The organism is Variovorax paradoxus (genome assembly GCF_030815855.1).
GTDB classification, from domain to species: Bacteria; Pseudomonadota; Gammaproteobacteria; order Burkholderiales; family Burkholderiaceae_C; genus Variovorax; species Variovorax paradoxus_M.
Genome location: NZ_JAUSXG010000001.1, coordinates 1,522,352 through 1,544,707, shown reverse-complemented (window position 1 = coordinate 1,544,707; position 22,356 = coordinate 1,522,352). Strand labels below are relative to the sequence as shown.

The following is a 22,356-nucleotide window of genomic DNA, read 5'->3' as shown; positions in this document are numbered from 1 at the left end:
CATGGCGACCGTTTCCGTCACGACAGCCGTCAGCGCATCGCAGCCGCTCGCCGCGAGCGAACTGGCGCATGCCTGCGGTGCCGATACCGAATGGGTGGTGCAACTCGTCGAAGTGGGCATCGTGCAGATTTCCGCGGCCGAGGCGCCGCCCGAGCGCTGGCGGTTCTCGAGCGCCGACCTGCAATGCGCGCTCGAGGCGCGCAGGCTGGAGCGCGACTTCGGCGTCGGCCTCGATGCCGCTGCGCTGATTCTCGACCTGCAGCACGAGGTGCGGAGGCTCAAGGCCGTGATCCGGGCGCACGGGTTGCGTTAGCCGGCAAGCCTGCTACGATCCGCTTTCCCGGGAAAACAGCCTCCCGGTCTGCAAAGTCAGACGGTGTCCCGTCCAAGCGCTGGTGACTCACAACGGAGCACTCCGTGGACACCGCCTTGCCTGACTCACCTGCAGCCTCTCCAGCACCGCCCGCGCTTTCTGCGCCCCTCCTCCAGCCTGTCTCCTTCATCGAAGCCCTGCGCTTCTGGCTCAAGCTCGGCTTCATCAGCTTTGGCGGGCCCGCCGGCCAGATCGCGATCATGCATGCCGAGCTGGTCGAGCGAAGGCGCTGGATCAGCGAAAAACGCTTCCTGCATGCGCTGAACTTCTGCATGCTGCTGCCCGGACCCGAGGCCCAGCAACTGGCCACCTACATCGGATGGCTCATGCACCGCACGCGCGGCGGCATCGTGGCCGGTGCGCTGTTCGTGCTGCCCTCGCTGTTCATCCTGATTGCGCTGTCGTGGATTTACCTGCGCTACGGCAATGTGCCGGCGGTAGCCGGCATCTTCCATGGCATCAAGCCGGCGGTTACCGCACTGGTGCTGCATGCGGCGCACCGCATCGGCAGCCGCGCGTTGAAGAACCGGTGGATGTGGGGCATTGCCGCGGCCGCCTTCGCGGCCATCTTCGCGTTCGATACGCCGTTCCCCGCGATCGTGCTGGCGGCCGGCCTGATCGGCCACTTCGGGGCGCGATGGGCGCCCGAGGTGTTCGCCCTTGGTGGCAGCCACGCAAGCGCCAGCCGGCGCTACGGCCCGGCGCTGATCGACGACGACACACCCACCCCGCCGCATGCGCGCTTCTCGCGCTCGCACCTGATCCGGATTCTGGCCATCGGACTGGGCCTCTGGCTGCTCGCGATGGGCGTTCTCATCGCCTCGCAAGGGCTGCATGGCACGCTCACGCAGATGGGTTGGTTCTTCACCAAGGCGTCGCTGCTGACCTTTGGCGGCGCCTACGCGGTGCTGCCTTACGTGTACCAAGGAGCGGTCGAGCAATACCACTGGCTCTCCGGCGCACAGATGATCGACGGGCTGGCGCTGGGCGAGACCACGCCGGGACCGCTGATCATGGTGGTGGCCTTCGTCGGCTTCGTCGGCGGATGGCTGAACCAGGTGCTGGGGCCCGAGTCGCTGTTCCTCGCGGGTGCGTTGGCTGCGACGGTCGTCACCTTCTTCACCTTCCTGCCGTCGTTCATCTTCATCCTGGCCGGCGGGCCCGTCATCGAGGCCACGCACGGCAAGCTGGGCTTCACGGCGCCGCTGTCGGCCATTACCGCGGCGGTGGTGGGCGTGATCCTGAACCTGGCGCTCTTCTTCGCGTACCACGTGCTGTGGCCGCAAGGCTTCGGCGGCCGCTTCGATGCGGTCTCGGCGGCCGTCGCCGCGACGGCAGCCATTGCCCTGTTCCGCTTCAAGGTCGGTGTGATACCGCTGCTCGGTGCCTGCGCGGCCATCGGGTTGGCGGCGACCTTGTTGCTTCCCCCACTGCGCTGAAGGAAACACCATGGACGCCCGGATTCAACCTCTGCCCTTCGACGCCGCCACGCTGCGCGGCCTGTCGGAAAAACTGCTGGCCAGCCATCACCAGAACAACTACGGCGGCGCGGTGAAGCGCCTCAACGCCATTCGAGCCCAGCTCGCCGCAACGCCTTACGCATCCACGCCGGGATTTCAGCTCAACAGTCTCAAGCGGGAAGAGCTGATCGCGACCAACTCGATGCTGTTGCACGAGCTCTACTTTTCAACGCTCGGTGGCAACGGCCAGCCGATGGAGCCGGCCATGGCCCTCGCGCTGGCCGCCAACTTCGGCAGCGTCGAACGGTGGCGCGAAGAGTTCGCGGCCATGGGCAAGGCACTGCGGGGCGGCTCGGGCTGGGTGCTGCTGACCTTCCAGCCGCGCGAGGGCACGCTGGTCAACCAATGGGGCGCCGACCACACCCATGCGCTGGCGGGCGGCACTCCCATCCTGGCGCTCGACATGTACGAGCATGCCTACCACCTCGACCATGGCGCTGCGGCGGGCGCCTATGTCGACGCCTTCATGGACAACATCCACTGGGCCCGCGTGTACGAACGCTACCAGCAGGCCGTGCACGCCACCAGCGAACCCTTCGGCGCAACGCAGGATGAAGCCGCCGGATCGATGCTGCTCGACGTGCGCCGTGCCGGCGTGTTCGAGCAGGCCACCACGATAATCCCGGGCGCCACATGGCTCGACCCGTCGGGCGTGGAACGCTGGGCCTCCGAACTTCCGGCCGGCCGCGACGTGGTGGTCTATTGCGTCTATGGTCACGAGGTCGGTCGCAGCACCGCGATGCGGCTGCGCGCCGCCGGCCTCAACGCGCGCTATCTGCGCGGCGGCTTCGATGGTTGGCAGGCCGCGGGCCGGCCGCTCGCGGCCAAACCCGCCGTGCAAGGAGCAGCGTCATGAAATGGATCACCCGCGAACGCCCGAAGATCGACCGCATTGCATGCCCCTGGCTGATCCTGCGGTTCATCGATCGCGAAGCCGAGTTCCTGTACGTTCCGGCGGGCGAGGTGCTTGGCCAGGCCGACGAGACCGGGGCCACGCCGTACGACATTCCAGGCGTCGAAATGAGCCACGTCGGCGAGCGCTGCAGCTTCGATGCCTTCGTCGCCAAGTACCGCCTCTCCGACCCGGCGTTGCACCAGATGGCGGACATCGTGCGTGGCGCCGACACCTCGCGGCTCGATCTCACGCCGCAATCGGCGGGTCTCTATGCGATCTCGCTGGGCCTGTCGCGTGTCTTCGCGGACGATCACGCCATGCTGAAGCACGGCCTCGTGATGTACGACGCGCTGTATGCCTGGTGCGGCGAGGGCCGCGAAGAGACGCACAGCTGGCCACCCGTGATGCCAGGCTGAAAACCCGGCCGCTCGTCGGCACCCGCCGACGCATCGACATCAACCGGATCTGCCGCGCGCCGCCTTCTTCGGATTCTCGGCGCGCGGCGCATTCGCAGCCGACGAGGCGCTGCCGGCGTTCGCCTGATCGACCCACAACAGGGTGTCGACATAGGTCATGAAGCGGTTGAGGTACTCCGGCGACAGCTCGCGCATCAGCAGGAGCGATCGATGCACCAGGTGATGCGAGTTGAGCGGACCGGCGTTCTCCGGCACCTTGGCGAGCGATTGCGTCAGCCGCCGATCGGCGCTGAGCCGTGACCAGGTGCTCTTGAAGTAGCTGAGCGTCTTCAGTTCGGGAGCCGGTGCGAGGCCAGGCACGACGCCATTTGCCGCAGCGCCGTCGCCAGGCGCCGGTGCATGCCGGGCGATATGGTCGACGAGTTCCGCGAGCGGACCGCGAGCAGACGAGGCTTGCTGCTTTGCACCGGTGCCGCCCGCTGCCGCGGGGTTGCCCATGCGCTGCGCCTCTTCAAGACGGTCGCCATACGCCGCAAGCAACGGCGCCAGCTTGGCGTCGAGAATGCGCCGCGCTTCGCCATGGTGCGGGGCCGCGCGCCGCGCCAGCGCTTCCATGAAACGAAAGCGCACGGGGTCCACGCGATCTTCGCCGCGCGTGCGCCATGCCGCGAGCATGGCAACCGGGTCGAGGTGCTCGGACACCCGCTCGGCGGCGCCACTTCTGCGTGCCTGGCTGCTGCTGCTGTTCACGGGCGCTTCGCGCTGGCGTTGGACTGTCTCGGCGTGGGCGCCATTTCCACGCGACGGTTCTTCGACCGGCCTTCGGCATCGGCGTTGGAGGCCACGGCCTGCTCGGACCCGAACGCCGCGGCAAACACCGAGGACGAGGGCACACCCTCTTCGATCAACGCCCGCGTCACCGTCAACGCGCGCTGGGCCGACAGCTCCCAGTTGTCGGCGAACGGGCGGTTGCCTTCCTTCGACTGCCGCATCTGCCGGTCGTCGGTGAAGCCGCTGACCATCAGCACCTCGTCGCGCGCACGCAAGTAGGCCGCTACCGGCGCGGCCAGGCTCTTCAGCAGCTGGCGGCCTTCGGGCTGCAGGTCGGCGGAGTTGAAGGTAAACAGCACGCTGCCGCTGATGCCGATGCGGCCGTTGTTCAGCGTGACGCGCCCGGCCGCCAGCGGCCCCGCCAACGCCTGTTCGAGCGCTTCGCGGCGTTGTGTTTCAGCCTGCCGCTGCTGCACTTCGGCCTCGAGCTTGGCCGCCAGGTCCAGCTGCATGCCGAGCGCACCGACCAGAATGAGCACAAAGGCCCCGACCAACCCCGCCATGAGGTCGCCGAACACCGCCCATACCGGAACGGTCGGCTCCAGGCCGCCGTCGGCTTCTTCACTCATCATGCTTCGCTGCCCACAGCAGCGGCTTGCCGGTTGGCAATCTGCTGCAGGTCTTCGACGATCTGCTTCTGCGACATGATGCTCAGGTCGATGACCTCCCGCGCCTGCGCAACGTAGTACGCCAGCTGCTCGTCGCTGCGCGCAATGGACTTGCCGAGCGCGCCCTCGACGCGCTGCAGATGCGCCACGAGCTTGTCGTTCGATTCGCTGAACAGCTGCACCGCGAAACCGAAGGCCTCGCCGAGGCTCGCCACCTCGACGGCGCTGCCGGTGATCTGCGCGGCGACGCTCTCCAGCTTTCCGGTTTCGGCCTCGACCTTTTCGGTGAAGCGGCTGCCCACGCGTTCGAGCACATCGGCCGACGCGCCGACCAGTGCATCGACCGCCGAGCGCTGCTCGGTGGAGGCATGGTTCACCGCGTCGAGCAAGGTGCCGAGCGTTTCCATGATGCGGCTGCGTTCCTCCAGCAGCGCGTTGTCGCGCGCCATGCTGTCCGAGAGCTTCTGCCGCAGTTCGGCCACCACTTCGGCAGCAACGCGCGGTGCGTCCGAAGCAGCTTGCAAGAGCTGGGCGATCTCCGCGACGGTGCTCTTCGCATGCACTTCTGCCTGCGCCGACATCTCGCGCGCGGTTTGCGCCAGCATTTCGAAGAGCTGCTGCTGCTGGCTGGCCGTGTTCGCGCCGGCCTGCTGCCATTCTTGCTGCAGCGATGCCGCCATGGACGACAGCGCCCCGGTCCAGGCCGACAGCCGCTGCGCGTCGCGCGACGCCATATCGGTTTGCAGGCTGGCATGCGCCTGGTCCACCGTGCGCAGCAGCGATGCCGAGTGCTGCTCGAAGGTGGCCGCGGCCGCCGCGAGGGACTGTTGCGTGTCGCCCGACAGCTTCTCGCTGGCGCGCTGGTGTTCTGCGAGCGCACGGACCCATGTGTCCGATACGCTGCCCACGGTGCTCTCGAGCCGCGCGGACACGGTCTCCACCAGCGAGGCCGAACGCTGCTCGAAGGTTTCGGCAAAGCGGTCTTGCGAAACGCGCAAGTCCCCGGCCAGCGCCTCGTTGCTGCGCTGGTGTTCGGCCAGCGCGGCCTTCCACGTATCGGCCACGGTGGCCGTGGTGGCCTCGAAGCGGCTCGAAAGCCCTTCGAGCTGCTGCTGCACGGTGTTCGCGACCGTGCCGTGCAAGGAGGCCGTCTCGCGCGCGATGCCGGCCATGGTGGCTTCAACCACCGGCTGGATCGTCGCGCCGGCAATGCGGGCACTTTCGGTCAGGCTTTGCTTCAGCGACTGGTCGACCGACGAGGCCAGGCCGGCGTACACCGCCTCGGCCTTGCTGTGGAACTGCGCCTGGCTGGTGATCAGGCGCTCGTTCAAGGCCTGGCTTTGCCGCTCCATTGCGGCCAGCATGGCTTGCAGCTGGTCGACCAGCACAGGCATGGCCTGGGCCTGCTGCTCGAGCAGCTGGAACGATGCCTCGCGCTGGTGGGCCAGGGAGTACACGCGCAAGCTGGTCGCAATCTTCGTGTCGAGCATCTGCCCGGCCTGCATCCGCTCGCGCCGGCACAGCGCGGAGGCCAGGCCCAGCATCGCGGATGCGGCCACGCCGGCCACCGAGGTGCCGAACGCCAGCCCCAGACCCTTCACCGGCGCGGAGAGCGAGGCGCGGATGGCCTGCAGATCGGTTGCGCTTTCCAGCGCCATTCCGGTGCCGTTCAGCGTCACCACCATGCCGAGAAAAGTGCCCAGCATGCCCAGCAGCACGAGCAGTCCGGCCAAGTACGGCGTGAGCGACGGGCCGGGCAAGCCGACGCGTTCGCCCTCGATGCGAAGGCGCACCGCATTGCGCAGCGAAGGATGCAACTGCTCCAGCCACGAACCCAGGTGGGCCGGGGCTTCGGTCAACCGCGCCGCGGCACTGGCCAAGGTGGACGTGGCCTGCCTGAAGCGATGCAGCTCCACCACCCCCATCAGGTAGAACGTACCCACCAGCACCGTGATCGAGAGCGCCAGCGGATGGTTCGAGCCGACGTAGCCCGCGCCAACCCAGCACACGGCGGCCAGGCCGGCGGCAAAAACAGCGTATTGAAGAAATCTAGTCATGGCACTCTGGTTGCCTCGCGAAAGGCTTCAAGGAGCCCTTCGACGGGTTGAAATCGGAAGTCCAGTTCGGCGAGCAGCACGTTCTTCATGTCCTTGCGGAACACGTGCAGCCACTCGCCGGCCTGGGCCTCGCTGGCGGGTTCGGCCGCCGTCGGCAGGCCGTCCTCGCTCAAGCGGGTGAAATGTTTTTCGAGCAGCGCGGGCACGCCGGCCAGGAGGCTGTGCTCGCGCGCAGCCAGCACCTGCTCCATGACCACGTCCACGGCGGCCAGCCGGGCCATGGCCGGCGACTTGGCGGCCAGGGCGGCCCGAAGGCGCCCGCGCAAGGGGCCGATGCCCGCTTCCATGGCTTGCTGCAGCGCGAGGTAGCGGCGGCGAAACGGCGCGAAGTCAGTCGCTGCCGCGGCCGTGCCGTCTTCCGCGATGGCGTTGGCAAGCGCGGTCCGCGCACGGGCGCACTCCCGCTCCTCGGCGTTGGCAGCGGGCCGCAGTCGGGACGAAGAAGTTGCCGCCGCCGGAACGCCGTCCAGCGCCGCGGACAGCGAAATGGCATCGGTCCAGCCGAACCATTGGCTCAATCGATCCGCGGTCGCTTGTCGAGGTTCGCGGACGTCCGTTTCGGCCAGTCGGGAAAGCAAACGAACGAGCGCCGAGCCATTGAAAACTGTGCGCTGTGAAACGTGCGCCATACCCCAGAACGAAAAACCTGGCAGTCTACACCGGCCACCCCTTCGGAAGCCCTGGTTGGCGCCCCTCGCTCCAGTGAAACTTCCGGTAACGCAGCGGGCGGTAACCGGGCGTTCTTTGCACCAGGCTGTTATCGGGCCGGCCAGCCCGCGCGCGCGGCCTGTTGGAGTGCCGAACGCACCACCAGCCGATGAAACGGCGCAATCAAGCGGATGTAATTGCGGCCGAACAGGTTGTGGCAGTGCACCACCGTCACCGCCGTGAGCGAATCTCCCGCCGGTGAGCGCATGACCGAGACGCGGAAATCGAGGTGCCGGTCGTCCTCGCCCAGCACGACCTCGTCCGCATGCGTTTCGTAGATGCGGAAGAAGCCGATACGCGGCCCGCCACCCGCGGTGCCGGCGCGCAAGTCGCTGGCCTTCTTGAGGCCGAAGCCACCGACCAGCCGGTCGCGCAACGCCATCAGCCTTTCAACCCACGGCGCGGGGCGTTCAAACGCGAAGCGCGCCAGCACCATGATGTCGGGGGTGGCGCCCTTCGGCAGGCCGATGGCGTAGGCGTCGGCCAGAAATGCACCGCGATAAAGGCCCGCCACACGCGCGCCGGAGGGCAGCTCCTCCCTGCGTGCGTAGCTCGGCGAAATGGATTCTCGATCTGGTGCCATGCGGCCTCGCGGTGTTGAGTGATGGGGCTCATCATCGCCTCAAAGGACACGCGGAGCTCAAGGTGCGCTTGACGTGGCGTGGCGTAAGTCCCAAGTCCTACAGGCGCTCGCCGCGCGCAGACTCCCCCATTCCGGCCCATGGCCGGAAAAAGCACAAGGAGCGGCATGGCCACGCTGGATCGGATTGCTTGTCACCGCTGTGGGCGGGTTTGCCTGCACGCCGACGTGCCGTGTCCGGCCTGCGGTGCGGCGCCGGCGGCGAGCCCCGCGGTAGCGGGCGCGACCGAGCCCTTCGTGGGGCGCCGTGGTGAGCTGCAGCTGGTGCACGATGCGCTCGGCGGCGCTCTTGCCGGGCGCGGGCGCGTGGTCATGCTCAGCGGCGAGGCCGGCATCGGCAAGACCCGGCTGGCGCAGGAGGCGGCAATGCTGGCCGTGCGGCGAGGCATGCTGACCTTGTGGGGCCGCTGCCTCGAGGAACCCGGCGCACCGCCCTTCCTGCCCTGGACGCGCGCCATGCAGGCCTGCCTTCGGGCCTGCCGCGACGAGCGCCTCCCGGCACTGCTCGGCCGGGATGCCGCCGCCGCGGCCGAAATTGCGCCCGAACTCGCCGAACGGCTGCCCCCCGGCACCGCTGTTCCGACCATCGGCGAAGGCGACCAGGCGCGCTTTCGCCTGTTTGCCGCGGTCGCGCATTTCTGGCGCCAGGTGGCCACCGTGCGCCCACTGCTGCTGATTCTCGACAACCTGCACTGGGCCGATGCGTCATCGCTGCGGCTCCTGGGCTTCATCGGGCAGGAACTCGCCGACAGCCGCATCGTGCTGCTCGGCTCCTGCCGCGAAGTGGATCTGTCGCGCCAACACCCCTTGGCCGCAACGCTGGCTGAACTGCTGAACACCCGGCAGTTCAGCCGCCTGCCGCTGCAGGGCCTCAGCCTGGAGGAAACCGAGCGCATGGTCGCCGCGGCAAGCGCCGTGACGCCGCCGCCCGCGGTCATTGCGACCATGCACCGCCGCACCGAGGGCAACCCGCTGTACCTGGTGGAGACGCTGCGCTTCTTGCAGGGGCCCTGCGGAACCGACCCGCATGCCGCTGCGGCGCTGGTCGACACCGTGCCGGGCGGCATTCGCGCGGTGATTGGCCGGCGGCTCAACCAACTCTCGGCGCCCTGCTGTGAATTGCTCGCGATTGCGGCCTGCATAGGCCGCGATTTCGATCTGCCGCTTTTGGCGGAACTTGCCGATGCCCAGGACGAGACCGAGCTGCTGGGCAGGCTCGACGACGCGCTGACGCACCGCATCATCGAGATATTGCCGCCTGGTGCGCAGTACCAGTTCAGCCATGTGCTGATCCGCGAGGTGCTCTACGACGAACTGCCCGCGGCGCGCCGCGTTGCGTTGCATGGGCGCATTGCCGAATTGCTCGAGGCGCGCCACGCCGGCAATTCCGAGCCGGTGCTGGCACAACTGGCCTACCACGCAGCCGCGGCACTGCCCGTGGGCAGCCCGGCGCGCGCGCTCGATATTGCGCAACGCGCCGCGGCGCAGGCCGTTGCGGTGATGGCGTATGAAGAGGCGTTGCGCTGCTACCGGCTCGCGCTGCAGTTGCAGGAGCGCTGGCTGCCGGCCGAGCGCGCGCGGCACGCTGCGCTGCTGCTGGCGCTTGGCGCGGTGCAGATGCACGCCGGCGAGAACGACGCCGGCGCCGCCACTTTCCTGGAGGCCGCTACGCTGGCGCGCGCGCTCGGCGACGCGGAGCTGTTCGCGCGGGCGGCGCTCGGCTTCGAGAACAACGGCTGGCGCATCAGCCGCCCTGGGGAAGAGGCTGCCGCCCTGCTCGAAGAAGCGCTCGCGGCGGCCGATGGCTTCGATGCCGCGCTGCGGGTCGACCTGCTTGCCGCGCTGTGCCGCGCCTGCATCTTCTGCGGCCGCCAGCAGCAGGCCAATGCGGCGCAGCGCAGCGCCGTGGCACTGGCGCGCGAACTGGCCATGCCGCAGCCGCTGTTCAAGGCGCTGGCCGCGATCCTGCCGGCGCGCGGCTACCCCGAGCAGCTCGAAGAGCGCCTGCACTGCGCATGCGAGGCCCTCGACGTGGCCGAACGCGCGGGCCATGTCGAATGGGTGGACGCGCTCACCGGCTGGTATTTCGGCGATCTGGTCGAGAAGGGATCACTCGGCGCGGCGCGCTCGCTGGCGCAGGTGCACGCGCGGGTGGCCGACGCGATCCGCCAGCCCTTCATGCAGGCCATGGGCCTGGCCAGCCTCACCCTGCTTGCCGCATACGAAGGCCGGTTCGCGGATTCCGAGCGGCTGGCGGGCGAGACCTTCACGCTCGGGCAGCGCTTTCTCGCGGGCAATGCGCAAGGTGCCTATAGCCTGCAGATCTTCGTGCTGCGGCGCCAGCAGGGGCGGCTCGGCGAGGTGCTGCCGGTGCTGCGCGGGCTGGTGGGCAGCGTGCCGCGCAACAGCCTGTGGCAGCCCGGCCTCGCATTGATCTGCGCCGAACTCGATCTCCACGAGCCCGCCCGCGAGGCTTACGAGACGCTTGCGGGCGACGGCTTCACCGGTATTGCGCGCGACGGCATGTGGCTCACCAACATCGTCTTTGCCGCCGAGGTCTGCGCGCGCCTGGCGGACGTGCCGCGCGCAGCAACGCTCTACCGGTTGCTCGCGCCCTACGCCGGGCGCAATGTGGTCACCGGTACCAACATTGCCTGCTTCGGCGCGGTGGACCGCTACCGCGGCATGCTGGCCGCATTGATGGGAGAAGACACAAGCGCCGCGGCCCATTTCGCCGCTGCGGCCGCGCTGGACGAGCAAGGCGGCAGCCGGCCCTGGCTGGCGCACAGTCGCTTCGAATGGGCGCGCTGGCTGGCCCTCCGCAGTGGCGACGGCGGCGGCAAGGATGCCGCAGCAGTGCAACTCGGCGCGGCGCTGGCAATAGCCCGCGAGTTCGGCATGGCCGGCCTCGCCCGGCGCTGCGAAGCGCTACAGCGGGAGCTCGAAGGCGGCACCTCTGCAGGGTCGCCGGCATCCGAAGGCCTGAGCCGGCGCGAGGTTGACGTGCTGCAGCTGCTCAGCGCCGGCCACAGCAACCAGGCGATCGCCGAGCGTCTGTTCATCAGCCCGCACACGGTGGCGCACCATGTGCGGCACATTCTTTCCAAGACCGACTGCCGCAGCCGCACCGAAGCCGCGGCCTGGGCACACCGCCATCGCGTCGCGTCCGCAGGTCCCGCGACACCTGCCGGCCAATAGCCGCGCGCCCCCCGAATGGTCAATCCGGGCGATGCGCGGGCGCACGGCCCGTCCTATGGTCTGTTCCAGGCCCGGCGCCGCCGGACCGGCCACCAGAAGGAGTGTTTCGTATGCCCGCAACCCTGTATGAACGGCTCGGCGGTGGGGAGCGCATTCAGCGGCTCGTTACCGACGTGGTCGAGAACCACTACAACAACGCGCTCATTCGCGCCCGCTTCGCCAACAGCAACCGACCCGAGGTCGAACGCCACGTGTTCGAGTTTCTCTGCGCCGGCAGCGGCGGTCCGGAGTGCTACACCGGCAAGGACCTGGTGACCGCGCACAAGGGCATGAACATCAACGAGCAGGAGCTGGTCGCCGCCATCGACGACATCGTCGAGGCGATGGCAAAGAACGGCTACGACCAGGCCGAAAAGAACGAAGTGGTTGCCATTCTTTATTCATTGAAGGGCGATGTGGTGCGGCTGTAGACACAGCCGCGCTCTCGCCAACGCCCCGGCGGCGTCTTCGCCGGTCACACGAGAAGGAAAAGACCATGACACGCCAACCATTTGCCGCCTGGGCCATCGGTGCCACGCTGCTCGCCGCCATTGCGACGAGCTGGGGCCAGACTGCGGACCACCGGATGATTTCGCCGGCCGACCTGAAATGGGCCGATGTTCCCTCGCTGCCCCCGGGCGCAAAACTCGCGGTGCTCGAGGGGCCGATGAGCGAAGCCGTGCCCTTCACGGTGCGTATCAAGGTGCCGGCCAACTACCGGATCCCGTCGCACTGGCATCCGGCCATCGAGCGGGTGACCGTGCTCTCGGGCACCTTCCACATGGGCCTGGGCGACAAGCTCGACATGCAGAAGTCGATGCCCGTGACCGCCGGCGGCATGATGATCCTGCAGGCCAAGACGCCCCACTTTGCGTGGACGCAGGAGGAAACCGTGGTGCAGCTTCACGGCACCGGGCCCTGGGGCGTCACTTACGTCAATCCGGCGGACGACCCGCGTTCGAAGTAGGCGGAAGGGAGCGAACGAGCGGCGCAACGCCGCTCGTCCTGCGTTTCAGGCCGCAACGGCTTCGCCCTGCACAGCCGGCGGGCGCAATTGGTCGACCTCGATCACCACGTCGGCCGGCAACCCGTTGCGCTGCGCCGCCTCGCGGATCATCTCGGCGCTGGGTGCCTCGTACAGGCAGTAGGTCTTCTTCTTGTCGGCGCTCAGGAACGAGTACAGCCAACGAACCCCGACATCGTCGTTGATGCGCATGATGCTGGCCGCGCCCTCGGGCGAGACCTCGAGTTGATCGGCAAAGGTGCGTTCGATCAGATAGAGAGGCATGGCAGCTCCTTCGTGGGGGATGGAACTGCCATCGTAGGCCGGGCAAGCGCCGGACTACGCATGTGTTTCTCCCCCCTGGCCGTTCGGACTACCCTGCGGCCTACCCATGCCTTGACGGCCAAAAAGCAAAAAGCCGGACGGCGCACACGGCGTCGTCCGGCTTTTTTCGAGAGCAAGCGGCCTGATGCCGCTGTTCCCATGCCTGCCGTGATTTACAGGCCGGCCTGGCGCGTGAAGCTGCGCGCTTGCGACGGAACCACGCTGCCTGCGAAGGCTTCGCGGCGCAGGTTCTGGCCCGGAGCGTGCGCTGCGGCGACGGCTTCGTTGCGCACCGCGGCGCGGTCGGTCGAAGCGGCCAGGGTCGGAGCCACGGCCGACGAAGCGGCATCGCTGTAGACGTTGCCTTCGCGGGCTGCGGCGGCAGCCTGGGGCGCGACGTCGGCGCGGCTGTAGCCGGCGGTCAGGGGCTGCACGCCTTCGTACGTTTCTGCCTGGGCGCCAGCGGCGGCGAGCAGGGAGAGGGCGGCGGCGGCGAGGATGTTCGAGGTCTTCATTTCAATTTCCTTCTTGATTGGGCTTTGGATGCCCTGAAGTTTGCACCACGATTACAAGGGAAAACCCTAGACAATCGAATCGCAGTGTTCATGAAACTGAAACAATGACGGGGAACTTTCAGAACGAGAGGGCAAAAGTGCACAGGTCGTTCAAGAAAGCCCGACAGGTACGCCGCCGCACGCACCGCCGTCAGGAACGCGGCCAGCCGCGCACCAGCGTCCGGATCGCCACGGCACCGCTCCCCTTGACCTCGGCGCGGTAGCTGCCCACCAGCGCTTCGCGCTCGGCCGCGGCCTGCGGCTCGTTGCGCCAGGCGAGCAAAGCGGCGACGTCCGCGTCGGGCAATGCCGCGAGCAGCGCCTGCGTGACCTGCTTTTCCAACTCGCGCGCCACGGTCAACAGGTTGCGCGGGCGCGGCGACGTGACGCCGCGCGACCACAGCGTGTCGATGGCCATGTCGAGCGTGCGGTCCGGCAACGACGTGAACTGGCCGGCGTTGCCTCGGGCCAATTGCTTGACGACGGAGCTCAGCAGCAGTTGGCTCGAGAAGTCGACTTCGCGCAGGTCGGCCACTGCCATGCGCTCGAGCAATTCCGTGCGCACGGAGTCGGCCGGCTTCGCGCGCTCGCGGTTGAAGAACTCGAACTTGCCCGCCTGGTCCTTTGCGGCGTAGTCCGCACGCAGTTGCGCGAAGCGCGTCACTGCAGCGAGCACCTGCGGGCTCGGCGCCGCACCGCCCTTGCCGGCAGCCGCCACCTCCTGCCGGATGGCGGCGACGGACGCGGCCACGTCGAAAGACCGCGTGGCCGCTGCGTCGAGCGCCTTGAGCGCGCTGTCGGCAAGGGCCTGGTCGGCAGGCTCCAGCAGCTGCCTTGCATCGCGCGACACGGCGCCTGGGGCATAGGCCGCCTGGTAACGCTCGTGCACGCCTTCGAACTGCAAGAGCGTCTGGGCTCGGTCCTGTGCCCAGCCCATGGCCGGTGTGAGCCCCAGCGACAGCAGGAGAAGAAAAAAAGATGCGAGGGAGAAACGTTTGGCAACGAGGGGGGAAGCGGTCATGGCGCCATTATTGGCGCTCGCGATTGCACCATCTCCCCCTCGCCGCGGCCACTCGGGTTCAGGCGGCCGCCAGTTCCTTGCGCAGCAGCTTCGCGGCGGTCACCATGTTCGACAGCGCGGCCTCGGTCTCCGGCCAGCCGCGGGTCTTCAGGCCGCAGTCGGGGTTGATCCAGAGGTTTTCGTGCGGCACCACATCCGCCGCCTTGCGCATCAGGCGCACGATCTCGTCGACCGACGGCACGCGCGGCGAATGGATGTCGTACACGCCCGGGCCGATCTCGTTCGGATAGCGGAAGCCGCCCGCGTCGCCGGCACTGTCGTTGCCGCCGAAACCGCGCAGCAATTCCATGTCGGAGCGGCTGGTCTCGATGGTGATCACGTCGGCATCCATGGCCGCAATCTCGGAGAGGATGTCGTTGAACTCCGAATAGCACATGTGGGTGTGAATCTGCGTCTCGTCCCGCACGCCCGAGGCGCTGATGCGGAAGGCGCGCGTGGCCGACTTCAGATAGGCCGGCCAGCCGGCGCGGCGCAGCGGTAGGCCTTCCCGGATGGCGGGCTCGTCGATCTGGATGATGCCGATGCCGGCACCTTCGAGGTCCACCACCTCGTCGCGGATCGCCCAGGCGATCTGCTCGCAAGTGATGGCACGCGGCTGGTCGTCGCGCACGAAGGACCATTGCAGGATGGTGACGGGGCCCGTCAGCATGCCCTTCATCGGCAGCTTGGTGAGGCTTTGCGCATAGGCGGTCCATTCGACCGTCATCGGCGCGGGGCGCGCCACGTCGCCGAAGATCACCGGCGGCTTCACGCAGCGCGAGCCGTACGACTGCACCCAACCGTTGGCGGTAAAGGCAAAGCCGTCGAGCCGTTCGCCGAAGTACTCGACCATGTCGTTGCGCTCGGCCTCGCCATGCACCAGCACGTCGATGCCCAGCGACTCCTGCTTGCGCACCGCGAGCGCGATTTCGGAGCGCATCTTCTCGCGGTAGCCGGCCGCGTCGAGCTCGCCGCGCTTGAAGGCGGCGCGGGCGGCGCGGATCTCCGCGGTCTGCGGGAACGAACCGATGGTGGTGGTCGGCAGCGCGGGCAAGGCGAAGCGCGCGCGCTGCACCGACTGGCGCTGCGAAAAGACCGAGGTGCGAGCGTCGTCACCGGCCACGCTGCGTGCAAGCCGCAGTGCGACATCTGCGCGGTGCACGCGTGGGCTGCTGCGCCGTGCGGCCACTGCGGTACGAGCGGCCGTGAGTTCTTCGGCGACCGAGCCTTCCCGGCCGTCGAGCACGGCACGCAGCACGCGCAATTCGTCGAGCTTTTCGACCGCAAAGGCGAGCCAGGACTTGAGCTCCACGTCGAGCTTGTCTTCCGCAGCCAGGCTGAACGGCACATGCAGCAGCGAGCACGACGGCGCAATCCACAACTCGCCGCGGTTCTTGTCGACCACCGGGCGCAGCGCGGCAAGCGCGGCGTCGGGGTCGGTGCGCCAGATGTTGCGGCCGTCGACGATGCCGACCGACAGCACCTTGTGCGCCGAGAGCCAATCGGCCACGCCGGTCAGCTCCTGCGGCGAGCGCACGGCGTCCACGTGCAGACCTGCCACCGGCAGCTGGCACGCCAGGCGAAGGTTGTCGGCGAGCGGCGAAAAATACGTGGCCAGCAACAACTTGGGCGCGCTGCGGGCCAGCTGCCAATAGGCACGCTCGAACGCATTGCGCCAGGCATCGGGCAGGTCCAGGCCGAGGATCGGTTCGTCGATCTGCACCCATTCCACACCTTGTTGCTTCAGGCGATTGAGCACCTGCTCGTAGACAGGCAGCAGTGCATCGAGCAGCGAGAAGCGGTCGAAGCCCGGCTCCTTCTCCTTGCCGAGATACAGGAAGCTCAGAGGCCCGAGCAGCACGGCCTTCACCGCATGCCCGGCCTGCTGCGCCTGGGCCACTTCATCGAACAGCCGCGTCGATGCCAGCTTGAACTGCGTGGCCGCATTGAACTCGGGCACGAGGTAGTGGTAGTTGGTATCGAACCACTTGGTCATCTCGAGCGCGAAGGTGCCTTCAGCGCCATGGTTGCAATTGGCGTCGTGCACGTGGCCGGCTTCGTCTTCCACGCCGCGCGCCATCTTGAAGTAGCGCGAAAGCTCGGGCTCATCGCCCTTGAAGTCGAAGCGCGCCGGCTCGCAGCCGAGCAGCTGGATGTGGTTGGCGACGTGGTCGTAGTAGGCGAAGTCGCCCACGGCCACGTAGTCGAGCCCCGCGTCCCGCTGGCCCTGCCAATGGCGTGCGCGCAGCTGTTCGCCGACGGCTTCGAGCGCCGCGCGGTCGATGTCGCCGCGCCAGTGCTTTTCGAGTGCGAACTTCAGTTCCCGGTTGGCGCCCATGCGCGGAAAGCCGAGGGTGTGGGTACGGGTGGTCATTGCAGATGTTCCGGTCGCTAGATCTTGAGAATCCGCAATGGTCGGGCTTTGGGGCATATGATTCAAACGAAACCTTTTGCCCTTTCACTTGAAATGCATTCATGTTGCAATCGATCCTGGAAATACGCCACCTGCGCACGCTCGTTGCGCTGCGCGACACCGGCAGCCTGGTGCGCGCGGCGCAATTGCTCAACCTCACGCAGTCGGCGCTGTCGCACCAGATCAAGCTGCTCGAAGACCGCTACGGCGCGCAGCTCTTCGAGCGCAAGTCGGTTCCGCCTCAGTTCAGCACCACGGGGCTGCGGCTTCTGCAGCTGGCCGATACGGCACTGCCGCTGATCGAGGAGGCCGAGCGCGACGTGGCGCGGCTCGCGCTGGGCCGCAGCGGGCAACTGCGCATCGTGGTCGAGTGCCACACCTGCTTCGACTGGCTGATGCCCGCGATGGATGCCTTCCGGCAGCGCTGGCCCGAGATCGAGCTCGACATCGTCTCGGGCTTTCACCCCGACCCGATCGCGCTGGTCATGCAGAACCGCGCCGAGGTGGCGATCGTCTCCGAGCAGGACCCCGATGAAACGGTGGACTACCACGCGCTGTTCCGCTTCGAGATCGTGGCGCTCCTTGCCAACGACCATGCACTGACGGCAAAGCCGCATCTCACCGCGCGGCACTTCGCCGACCAGACGCTCATCACCTACCCCGTGCCCGACGAAATGCTCGACATCGTGCGGCAGGTGCTGGCACCGGCCGGCGTGGAGCCCGCGCACCGGCGCACGACCGAACTCACCGTGGCGATGCTGCAGCTGGTGGCGAGCGGCCGCGGCGTGGCGACCCTGCCGCTGTGGGCGGTGCAGAACTACCTCGACCGCGGCTATGTCACGGCGCGCCGCGTGAGCGCCAAAGGCCTGACGGGGCGGCTCTACATGGCTTGCACGCAGAACACCTCGGGCCAACCGTGGCTTGCCGATTTCGTGCGCATCACGCGAGAGAGCTGCTTCAAGAGCCTGCCCGGGATCGAGCTGCTTTGACAGGCGTTTTCCTGCGAGGCCTGGCGGATTTTCTGCCGGCCTCGGCGGCAATCCATTCGCGGAAGGCCGCGACCTTCGGCCGGTCGCGGCTGTTCTCGGGGCAGACGAGGTAGTAGGCGAAGTCTTCGAGCCAGCTCACGTCCGAGAGCTGGACCAGCCGTCCTTCTGCCAGGTCATCGGCCACCACCGCGCAAGGCAGCAGGGCCGCGCCCTGCCCCGTGAGTACCGCTTTCAATAGCAGGCCTGAATCATCGAAGGACGGGCCGCGGGCCGGTCCCGTGTCGTCGATGCCCTGCACCTGGAACCACAGTTGCCAGGCTTTGCGCTCGGCATCGTTCACGCGCGGCCAACGCGTGAGTTCGGCGGGGGCCGTCGGCATGCCGAGACGCTTGACCAGCGCCGGCGCAGCGACGGGAACGATTTCCACCGTCAGCACGCGCTGGCTGCTCAGGCCTGCGTAGCGGCCCAGGCCGTGGCGAATGGCAACGTCCACGCCATCGCGCGAGAAGTCGGCCAGCGCAGTGCTGCTCACCACTTGCAGATCGATGTCGGGATGCGCAACCTGAAAACCCTTGAGGCGCGGCACCAGCCATGCGGAGGCGAAGAATGGCGTGGTGCTGACCGTGAGGATGCCGGTCTCCGCGGGCACGGCGACACGGCGCGTGGCGTCGCTGATCTGCCGAAAGGCATTGCGCACCGGCGGCAGATAGCCCTGGCCCGCATCGGTCAGAAAGATGCCGCGGTTCGCGCGCCGGAAGAGCGGCACGCCGAGGTGCAGCTCCAGCGACTTGATCAACTGGCTCACGGCGCCGGCGGTCACGCACAGCTCGTCGGCCGCATTTTTCACCGACAGGTGGCGGGCGGTCGCCTCGAAGGCGCGCAGTGCGTTGAGCGGCGGAAGCTGGTGTTCCATGGTTTAGTTAATCTGATCTGAATTCTTCAGAAAATCGGGTTTGCGGAGCAGCGCTCGAGGGATGAATATTGACACGTCATAAGCCAAAGAGAAACCATCTTGCATCACCTCCGCGATTTTCCTGAACATAGATATTCTGAGCCTTCGAGCGCTCTCGGAGATGCCGGTCTTCATTACCTCGAACTCACCGAACTCGCGGAACGCATCCGCACGCGCCGGATCTCGCCCGTTGCCGTGACGCGCGCACAACTCGATCGCATCGCCGCGCTGGACGGCACGCTCCGCAGCTACGCGCTGGTGATGGCCGATGCCGCAATGGCACAGGCCGAGGCGGCGGAAGCGGAGATCGCGGCGCGCCGGTATCGCGGCCCGCTGCACGGCATACCCATTGCCGTGAAAGACCTGTGCGACACCGCAGGCTTCCGCACGGCGGCCGGCATGGCAGTGCACCGGCATCGCATCCCGAACGGGGACGCGACCGTGGTGCGCCGCCTGAAGGAAGGCGGCGCAGTGCTGCTCGGCAAGCTGCAGCTCACAGAAGGCGCTTACTCCGACCACCACCCTTCCATCGAGCCGCCGCGCAACCCATGGCATGCGGACCACTGGCCGGGCATGTCCTCCAGCGGCTCGGGCGTGGCGACGGCAGCCGGCCTTTGCTACGGCTCGCTGGGCTCGGACACCGGCGGGTCAATCCGCTTTCCGTGCGCTGCCAACGGCCTGACGGGGCTGAAGCCCAGCTGGGGCCGCGTGAGCCGCCATGGCGTTTTCGAGCTCGCCGCATCGCTGGACCATGTGGGGCCGATGGCCCGCAGCGCGGCGGATGCCGGCGTGCTGCTCAGCGTGATTGCTGGGAGCGATGCAAAAGACCCGACCGCCGCGCTCGATCCGGTGCCTGACTATCTCGCGGCTGCGGGCCAAGGCGCGCGCGGCCTGCGCATCGGCGTCGATGCCGCGTGGAACAGCGACGGTGTGGAGCCCGCGACGCAGGCCATGCTGGCGGATGCCGTCGACACCTTCCGCGTGCTCGGCGCTCGCATCGTCGACGTGCGTGTTCCCGATGTGGAGCACGCCGTGGCGGACTGGTTTCCGCTGTGCGCGGTGGAGGCGGCGGTCGCCCATGCGGCCACCTACCCGCTTCGCAAGAATGACTACGGCCCGGTGCTCGCCTCGGTCATCGAGGTCGGCCTTTCGGTCGGCGGCACCGGGCTTCAGCAAATTCTCCTGCGCCGCATGGCCCTGCGCGGCCGCGTCGCCGCGCTGCTCGGCGATCTCGATGTGCTGCTGGTCCCCGTGCACCCCTTCGGCTCTCCCACGGTCGCGGCGATGCAGGCGCTGGGCGAAACGCCATCGCTGGTGTCCGCGTTGCTGCACTACACCGCCCCGTTCAACATGACCGGCCATCCGACGATCACGCTGCCCGGCGGGTTCACCGGAGCGGGAATGCCGCTTGCGTTTCAGCTTGTCGCGGCGAACATGGGCGAAGCCACGCTGGTCCGCGCGGGCGCCGCGTTCCAGAGCGCCACCCACTGGCATCGGCATCATCCGCTGGATTGAGACCATGAAGACCCACCCTTTGAACCCATCGTCCACACCGCCACGCGCACGCCTCTTCTACGGCTGGTTCGTGGTTGCCGGCGCTTTCGCCGTGACCCTCGTGGGCTTCGGCAGCGCCTACACCTTCAGTGCCTTCCTCGATTCGCTGCAACGCGATTTCGGCGCCTCGCGCGGATCGGTGTCGCTGGTGTTCTCGCTCGCGGGCTTTCTCTATTTCGGGCTCGGCGTGGTCAGCGGCCCGCTCGCGGACCGTTGGGGTTCGCGGCGGCTCGCGGTCGCGGGCATGGTGCTGGTCGGCCTGGGCCTCGCGGCCGCAGGGCAGGCCCGCAGCCTGAACCAGGTCTACATTGCCTATGGGCTCGGCGTGGGTCTCGGCGTCGGCGCATCCTATGTGCCGGTGCTGGGCGCAGTGCAGCGCTGGTTCGTCAAGCACCGCGGATTCGCTTCGGGGCTGGCCGTGAGCGGAATCGGCGTGGGCACGCTGGTGATGCCGCCGCTGGCGTCGCTCCTCATCGAGAGCATCGGATGGCGCAACGCCTACCTGGCGCTCGGCGTGCTCGCCGCGGTGGCAGGCACGGGCATGGCGCTGCTGATCGAGAACGATCCGCGCGACCGCGGGCTCGAGCCCGACGGCAATCCGCCGCAGCCGCAAACCCCATCGGCGACGCCGGCAGGCGCCACGGTGCGTGAGGCGGTGACTTCGCGGCGCTTCGCCGGGCTCTACGCAGCATGCCTGATCAGTTCGTTCGGGCTGTTCGTGCCCTTCGTCCACCTCGTGCCCTATGCACTCGACCATGGCGTGGCATCGACCTCCGCGGTGCTGCTGCTGGGCGCCATCGGCGTCGGCAGCACGGCGGGGCGCTTCTTTCTCGGCGGGCTGGCCGACCGCATCGGCCGCCAGCTCGCACTGCCGCTGATGTCGGTGGGCATGGCGCTCTCGCTGGTCGTGTGGGCGGTGTCCGGAGGGTTCTGGGGCTTGGCCGTGTTCGCATTCGCCTACGGCGTGTTCTACGGCGGCTTCGTTGCGCTGCTGCCGGCGCTGGTGATGGACTGCTTCGGCGGCCGCAACATCAGCGCGATCATCGGCGTGCTCTACACCAGCGTGGCGGTCGGCACCCTGGTCGGGCCGAGTGCGGCGGGTTTTGCGTTCGACATCAGCCGCAGCTACCTGCTGCCGATCGTGGCCAGCATCGGCGCGAATCTCGTCGCGGCCGCCCTCCTGCTGGCCATGGCACGGCGCAAGACGCTCGGCAGACGCCTTGCGTCCTGAGCGCCGAGCGAATCACGAAGCCTTCTGAACCAGCTTCAACACGCTTGAAAAATCCAGCGCCCCGTGGCCCGCGAGGCTGTGCGCCGCATACAGGCTGCGCGCCAGCCCGCCCAGCGGCGTGGCGGCACGCACGGCGGTGGCGTTTTCCTGCGCCAGGCCCAGGTCCTTGAGCATCAGGTCCGTACCGAAGCCGCCCGCGTAGTTCTTCGATGCGGGTGCCGTTTCCATCACGCCCGGCATGGGGTTGTACTTCTCGAGCGCCCAGTTGCCGCCCGAACTGCGGCGCATGATTTCGGACAGCACCTTGGGATCGAGCCCGTTGGCCACGCCGAGTGCCAGCGCTTCGGAAGTGCCGATCATCAGGATGCCGAGCAGCATGTTGTTGCAGATCTTCGCGGTCTGGCCCGCGCCCGCGGCACCCGCATGGAAGATGTTGGCACCCATTTTTTCGAGCACCGGGCGCGCGCGCTCCAGATCCTTCGCGTCTCCGCCGACCATGAAGGTCAGCGTGCCTGCAATGGCGCCGCCGGTGCCGCCGGACACCGGTGCATCGATCATCGCGATGCCCTTGGCGGCGGCCGCCTCGGCCACCTTGCGCGACGTGGCCGCGGCGATGGTGCTGCTGTCGATCACGAGCGTGCCCGCCGCGATGCTGTCGAGCAGGCCCGGCCTGCCGGCACCGCCGAGAAAGAGGCCTTCGACATGCGCGCTGGCCGGCAGCATGCTGATCACCACCTCCGCACCGGCCACCGAATCGGCGGCTGAGGCGGAAATCCGGAGGCCTTCGGCTGCGTATTTCTTGCAGGCCTCGCCCGAGAGGTCGAAGGCCTCGACCGCATGGCCCGCCTTCTGCAGGTTCATGGCCATCGGGCCGCCCATGTTGCCGAGGCCGATGAATGCGATTTTCATTTTTGTCTCCGTTGTATTTGCT

General features: G+C 67.9%; 21 protein-coding genes. 10 read left to right on the top strand and 11 right to left on the bottom strand.

The genetic code is table 11. From position 1 onward, the window contains the following. Window position 1 precedes the first annotated feature (1 nt). From QFZ42_RS07190 to QFZ42_RS07175, 4 genes are all read left to right on the top strand, one after another. Entirely contained in the window at window positions 2-313 is a 312-nt protein-coding gene (locus QFZ42_RS07190; RefSeq protein WP_307700303.1) for a chaperone modulator CbpM, read from the top strand. Between the two features lie 104 nt (window positions 314-417). Next, window positions 418-1,812 carry a chromate efflux transporter gene (gene chrA, locus QFZ42_RS07185; protein WP_307700302.1) on the top strand — a complete coding sequence of 465 codons (1,395 nt, stop codon included), beginning with the start codon at window positions 418-420 and terminating at the stop codon, window positions 1,810-1,812. A 10-nt stretch (window positions 1,813-1,822) separates the two neighbouring features. Next, window positions 1,823-2,749, top strand: coding sequence for a Fe-Mn family superoxide dismutase (locus QFZ42_RS07180; RefSeq protein WP_307700301.1), 927 nt, complete (start codon window positions 1,823-1,825; stop codon window positions 2,747-2,749). Then, complete coding sequence (locus QFZ42_RS07175) at window positions 2,746-3,204, top strand: chromate resistance protein ChrB domain-containing protein (protein WP_307700300.1); 459 nt, start codon at window positions 2,746-2,748, stop codon at window positions 3,202-3,204. Before QFZ42_RS07180 ends, QFZ42_RS07175 begins: the two co-directional genes overlap by 4 nt. A gap of 39 nt (window positions 3,205-3,243) precedes the next feature. Here the strand turns inward: QFZ42_RS07175 and QFZ42_RS07170 are convergent, their stop codons facing one another. From QFZ42_RS07170 to QFZ42_RS07150, 5 genes are all read right to left on the bottom strand, one after another. Further along, a complete protein-coding gene (locus tag QFZ42_RS07170; protein WP_307704187.1) occupies window positions 3,244-3,879 on the bottom strand; it encodes a DUF2894 domain-containing protein in 636 nt (211 codons plus the stop codon). A gap of 71 nt (window positions 3,880-3,950) precedes the next feature. Then, complete coding sequence (locus QFZ42_RS07165) at window positions 3,951-4,604, bottom strand: OmpA family protein (RefSeq protein ID WP_307700299.1); 654 nt, start codon at window positions 4,602-4,604, stop codon at window positions 3,951-3,953. Next, the gene (locus QFZ42_RS07160) at window positions 4,604-6,700 is read right to left on the bottom strand and encodes a DUF802 domain-containing protein (protein ID WP_307700298.1); all 2,097 of its coding nucleotides are present in this window, start codon (window positions 6,698-6,700) and stop codon (window positions 4,604-4,606) included. The genes QFZ42_RS07165 and QFZ42_RS07160 overlap by 1 nt, the downstream gene beginning before the upstream one ends. Next, the gene (locus tag QFZ42_RS07155; protein WP_307700297.1) at window positions 6,697-7,389 is read right to left on the bottom strand and encodes a DUF3348 domain-containing protein; all 693 of its coding nucleotides are present in this window, start codon (window positions 7,387-7,389) and stop codon (window positions 6,697-6,699) included. Before QFZ42_RS07155 ends, QFZ42_RS07160 begins: the two co-directional genes overlap by 4 nt. Window positions 7,390-7,517: 128 nt before the next feature. Beyond that, window positions 7,518-8,051, bottom strand: a complete 534-nt coding sequence (locus QFZ42_RS07150; protein WP_307700296.1) for a DUF2867 domain-containing protein — start codon at window positions 8,049-8,051, stop codon at window positions 7,518-7,520. Between the two features lie 165 nt (window positions 8,052-8,216). On the opposite strand from QFZ42_RS07150, the gene QFZ42_RS07145 reads away from it, so the two are divergent. The 3 genes from QFZ42_RS07145 to QFZ42_RS07135 all read left to right on the top strand — a co-directional run bounded on the left by QFZ42_RS07145 (window position 8,217) and on the right by QFZ42_RS07135 (window position 12,312). Further along, window positions 8,217-11,306 carry a helix-turn-helix transcriptional regulator gene (locus QFZ42_RS07145; protein WP_307700295.1) on the top strand — a complete coding sequence of 1,030 codons (3,090 nt, stop codon included), beginning with the start codon at window positions 8,217-8,219 and terminating at the stop codon, window positions 11,304-11,306. Between the two features lie 110 nt (window positions 11,307-11,416). Beyond that, window positions 11,417-11,776 carry a group I truncated hemoglobin gene (locus QFZ42_RS07140; protein ID WP_307700294.1) on the top strand — a complete coding sequence of 120 codons (360 nt, stop codon included), beginning with the start codon at window positions 11,417-11,419 and terminating at the stop codon, window positions 11,774-11,776. Between the two features lie 65 nt (window positions 11,777-11,841). Then, a complete protein-coding gene (locus QFZ42_RS07135; protein WP_307700293.1) occupies window positions 11,842-12,312 on the top strand; it encodes a cupin domain-containing protein in 471 nt (156 codons plus the stop codon). A 45-nt stretch (window positions 12,313-12,357) separates the two neighbouring features. Here the strand turns inward: QFZ42_RS07135 and QFZ42_RS07130 are convergent, their stop codons facing one another. From QFZ42_RS07130 to metE, 4 genes are all read right to left on the bottom strand, one after another. After that, the gene (locus QFZ42_RS07130; protein WP_307700292.1) at window positions 12,358-12,633 is read right to left on the bottom strand and encodes a DUF4242 domain-containing protein; all 276 of its coding nucleotides are present in this window, start codon (window positions 12,631-12,633) and stop codon (window positions 12,358-12,360) included. Window positions 12,634-12,845: 212 nt separating this feature from the next. Continuing rightward, on the bottom strand, window positions 12,846-13,187 hold the full coding sequence (locus QFZ42_RS07125) for an alpha/beta hydrolase (protein WP_307700291.1): 342 nt from the start codon (window positions 13,185-13,187) through the stop codon (window positions 12,846-12,848). Window positions 13,188-13,377: 190 nt separating this feature from the next. After that, entirely contained in the window at window positions 13,378-14,247 is an 870-nt protein-coding gene (locus QFZ42_RS07120) for a hypothetical protein (RefSeq protein ID WP_307700290.1), read from the bottom strand. A gap of 58 nt (window positions 14,248-14,305) precedes the next feature. Beyond that, window positions 14,306-16,660, bottom strand: coding sequence for a 5-methyltetrahydropteroyltriglutamate--homocysteine S-methyltransferase (gene metE, locus QFZ42_RS07115; protein WP_307700289.1), 2,355 nt, complete (start codon window positions 16,658-16,660; stop codon window positions 14,306-14,308). Window positions 16,661-16,761: 101 nt separating this feature from the next. Between metE and QFZ42_RS07110 the strand changes: the two genes are divergently transcribed. Next, entirely contained in the window at window positions 16,762-17,688 is a 927-nt protein-coding gene (locus tag QFZ42_RS07110; protein ID WP_307700288.1) for a LysR family transcriptional regulator, read from the top strand. Here the strand turns inward: QFZ42_RS07110 and gcvA are convergent. Then, complete coding sequence (gene gcvA / locus QFZ42_RS07105) at window positions 17,657-18,601, bottom strand: transcriptional regulator GcvA (protein WP_307700287.1); 945 nt, start codon at window positions 18,599-18,601, stop codon at window positions 17,657-17,659. The genes QFZ42_RS07110 and gcvA overlap by 32 nt on opposite strands. A 99-nt stretch (window positions 18,602-18,700) precedes the next feature. Here gcvA and QFZ42_RS07100 point away from each other — a divergent pair, with 99 nt between their 5' ends. Together QFZ42_RS07100 and QFZ42_RS07095 are read left to right on the top strand one after the other, a co-directional pair. After that, the gene (locus QFZ42_RS07100; RefSeq protein ID WP_373423315.1) at window positions 18,701-20,155 is read left to right on the top strand and encodes an amidase; all 1,455 of its coding nucleotides are present in this window, start codon (window positions 18,701-18,703) and stop codon (window positions 20,153-20,155) included. Between the two features lie 4 nt (window positions 20,156-20,159). Further along, a complete protein-coding gene (locus QFZ42_RS07095; protein ID WP_307700286.1) occupies window positions 20,160-21,425 on the top strand; it encodes an MFS transporter in 1,266 nt (421 codons plus the stop codon). 12 nt (window positions 21,426-21,437) lie between these two features. Here the strand turns inward: QFZ42_RS07095 and mmsB are convergent, their stop codons facing one another. After that, complete coding sequence (gene mmsB, locus QFZ42_RS07090; RefSeq protein WP_307700285.1) at window positions 21,438-22,334, bottom strand: 3-hydroxyisobutyrate dehydrogenase; 897 nt, start codon at window positions 22,332-22,334, stop codon at window positions 21,438-21,440. Between the last annotated feature and the right edge of the window lie 22 nt (window positions 22,335-22,356).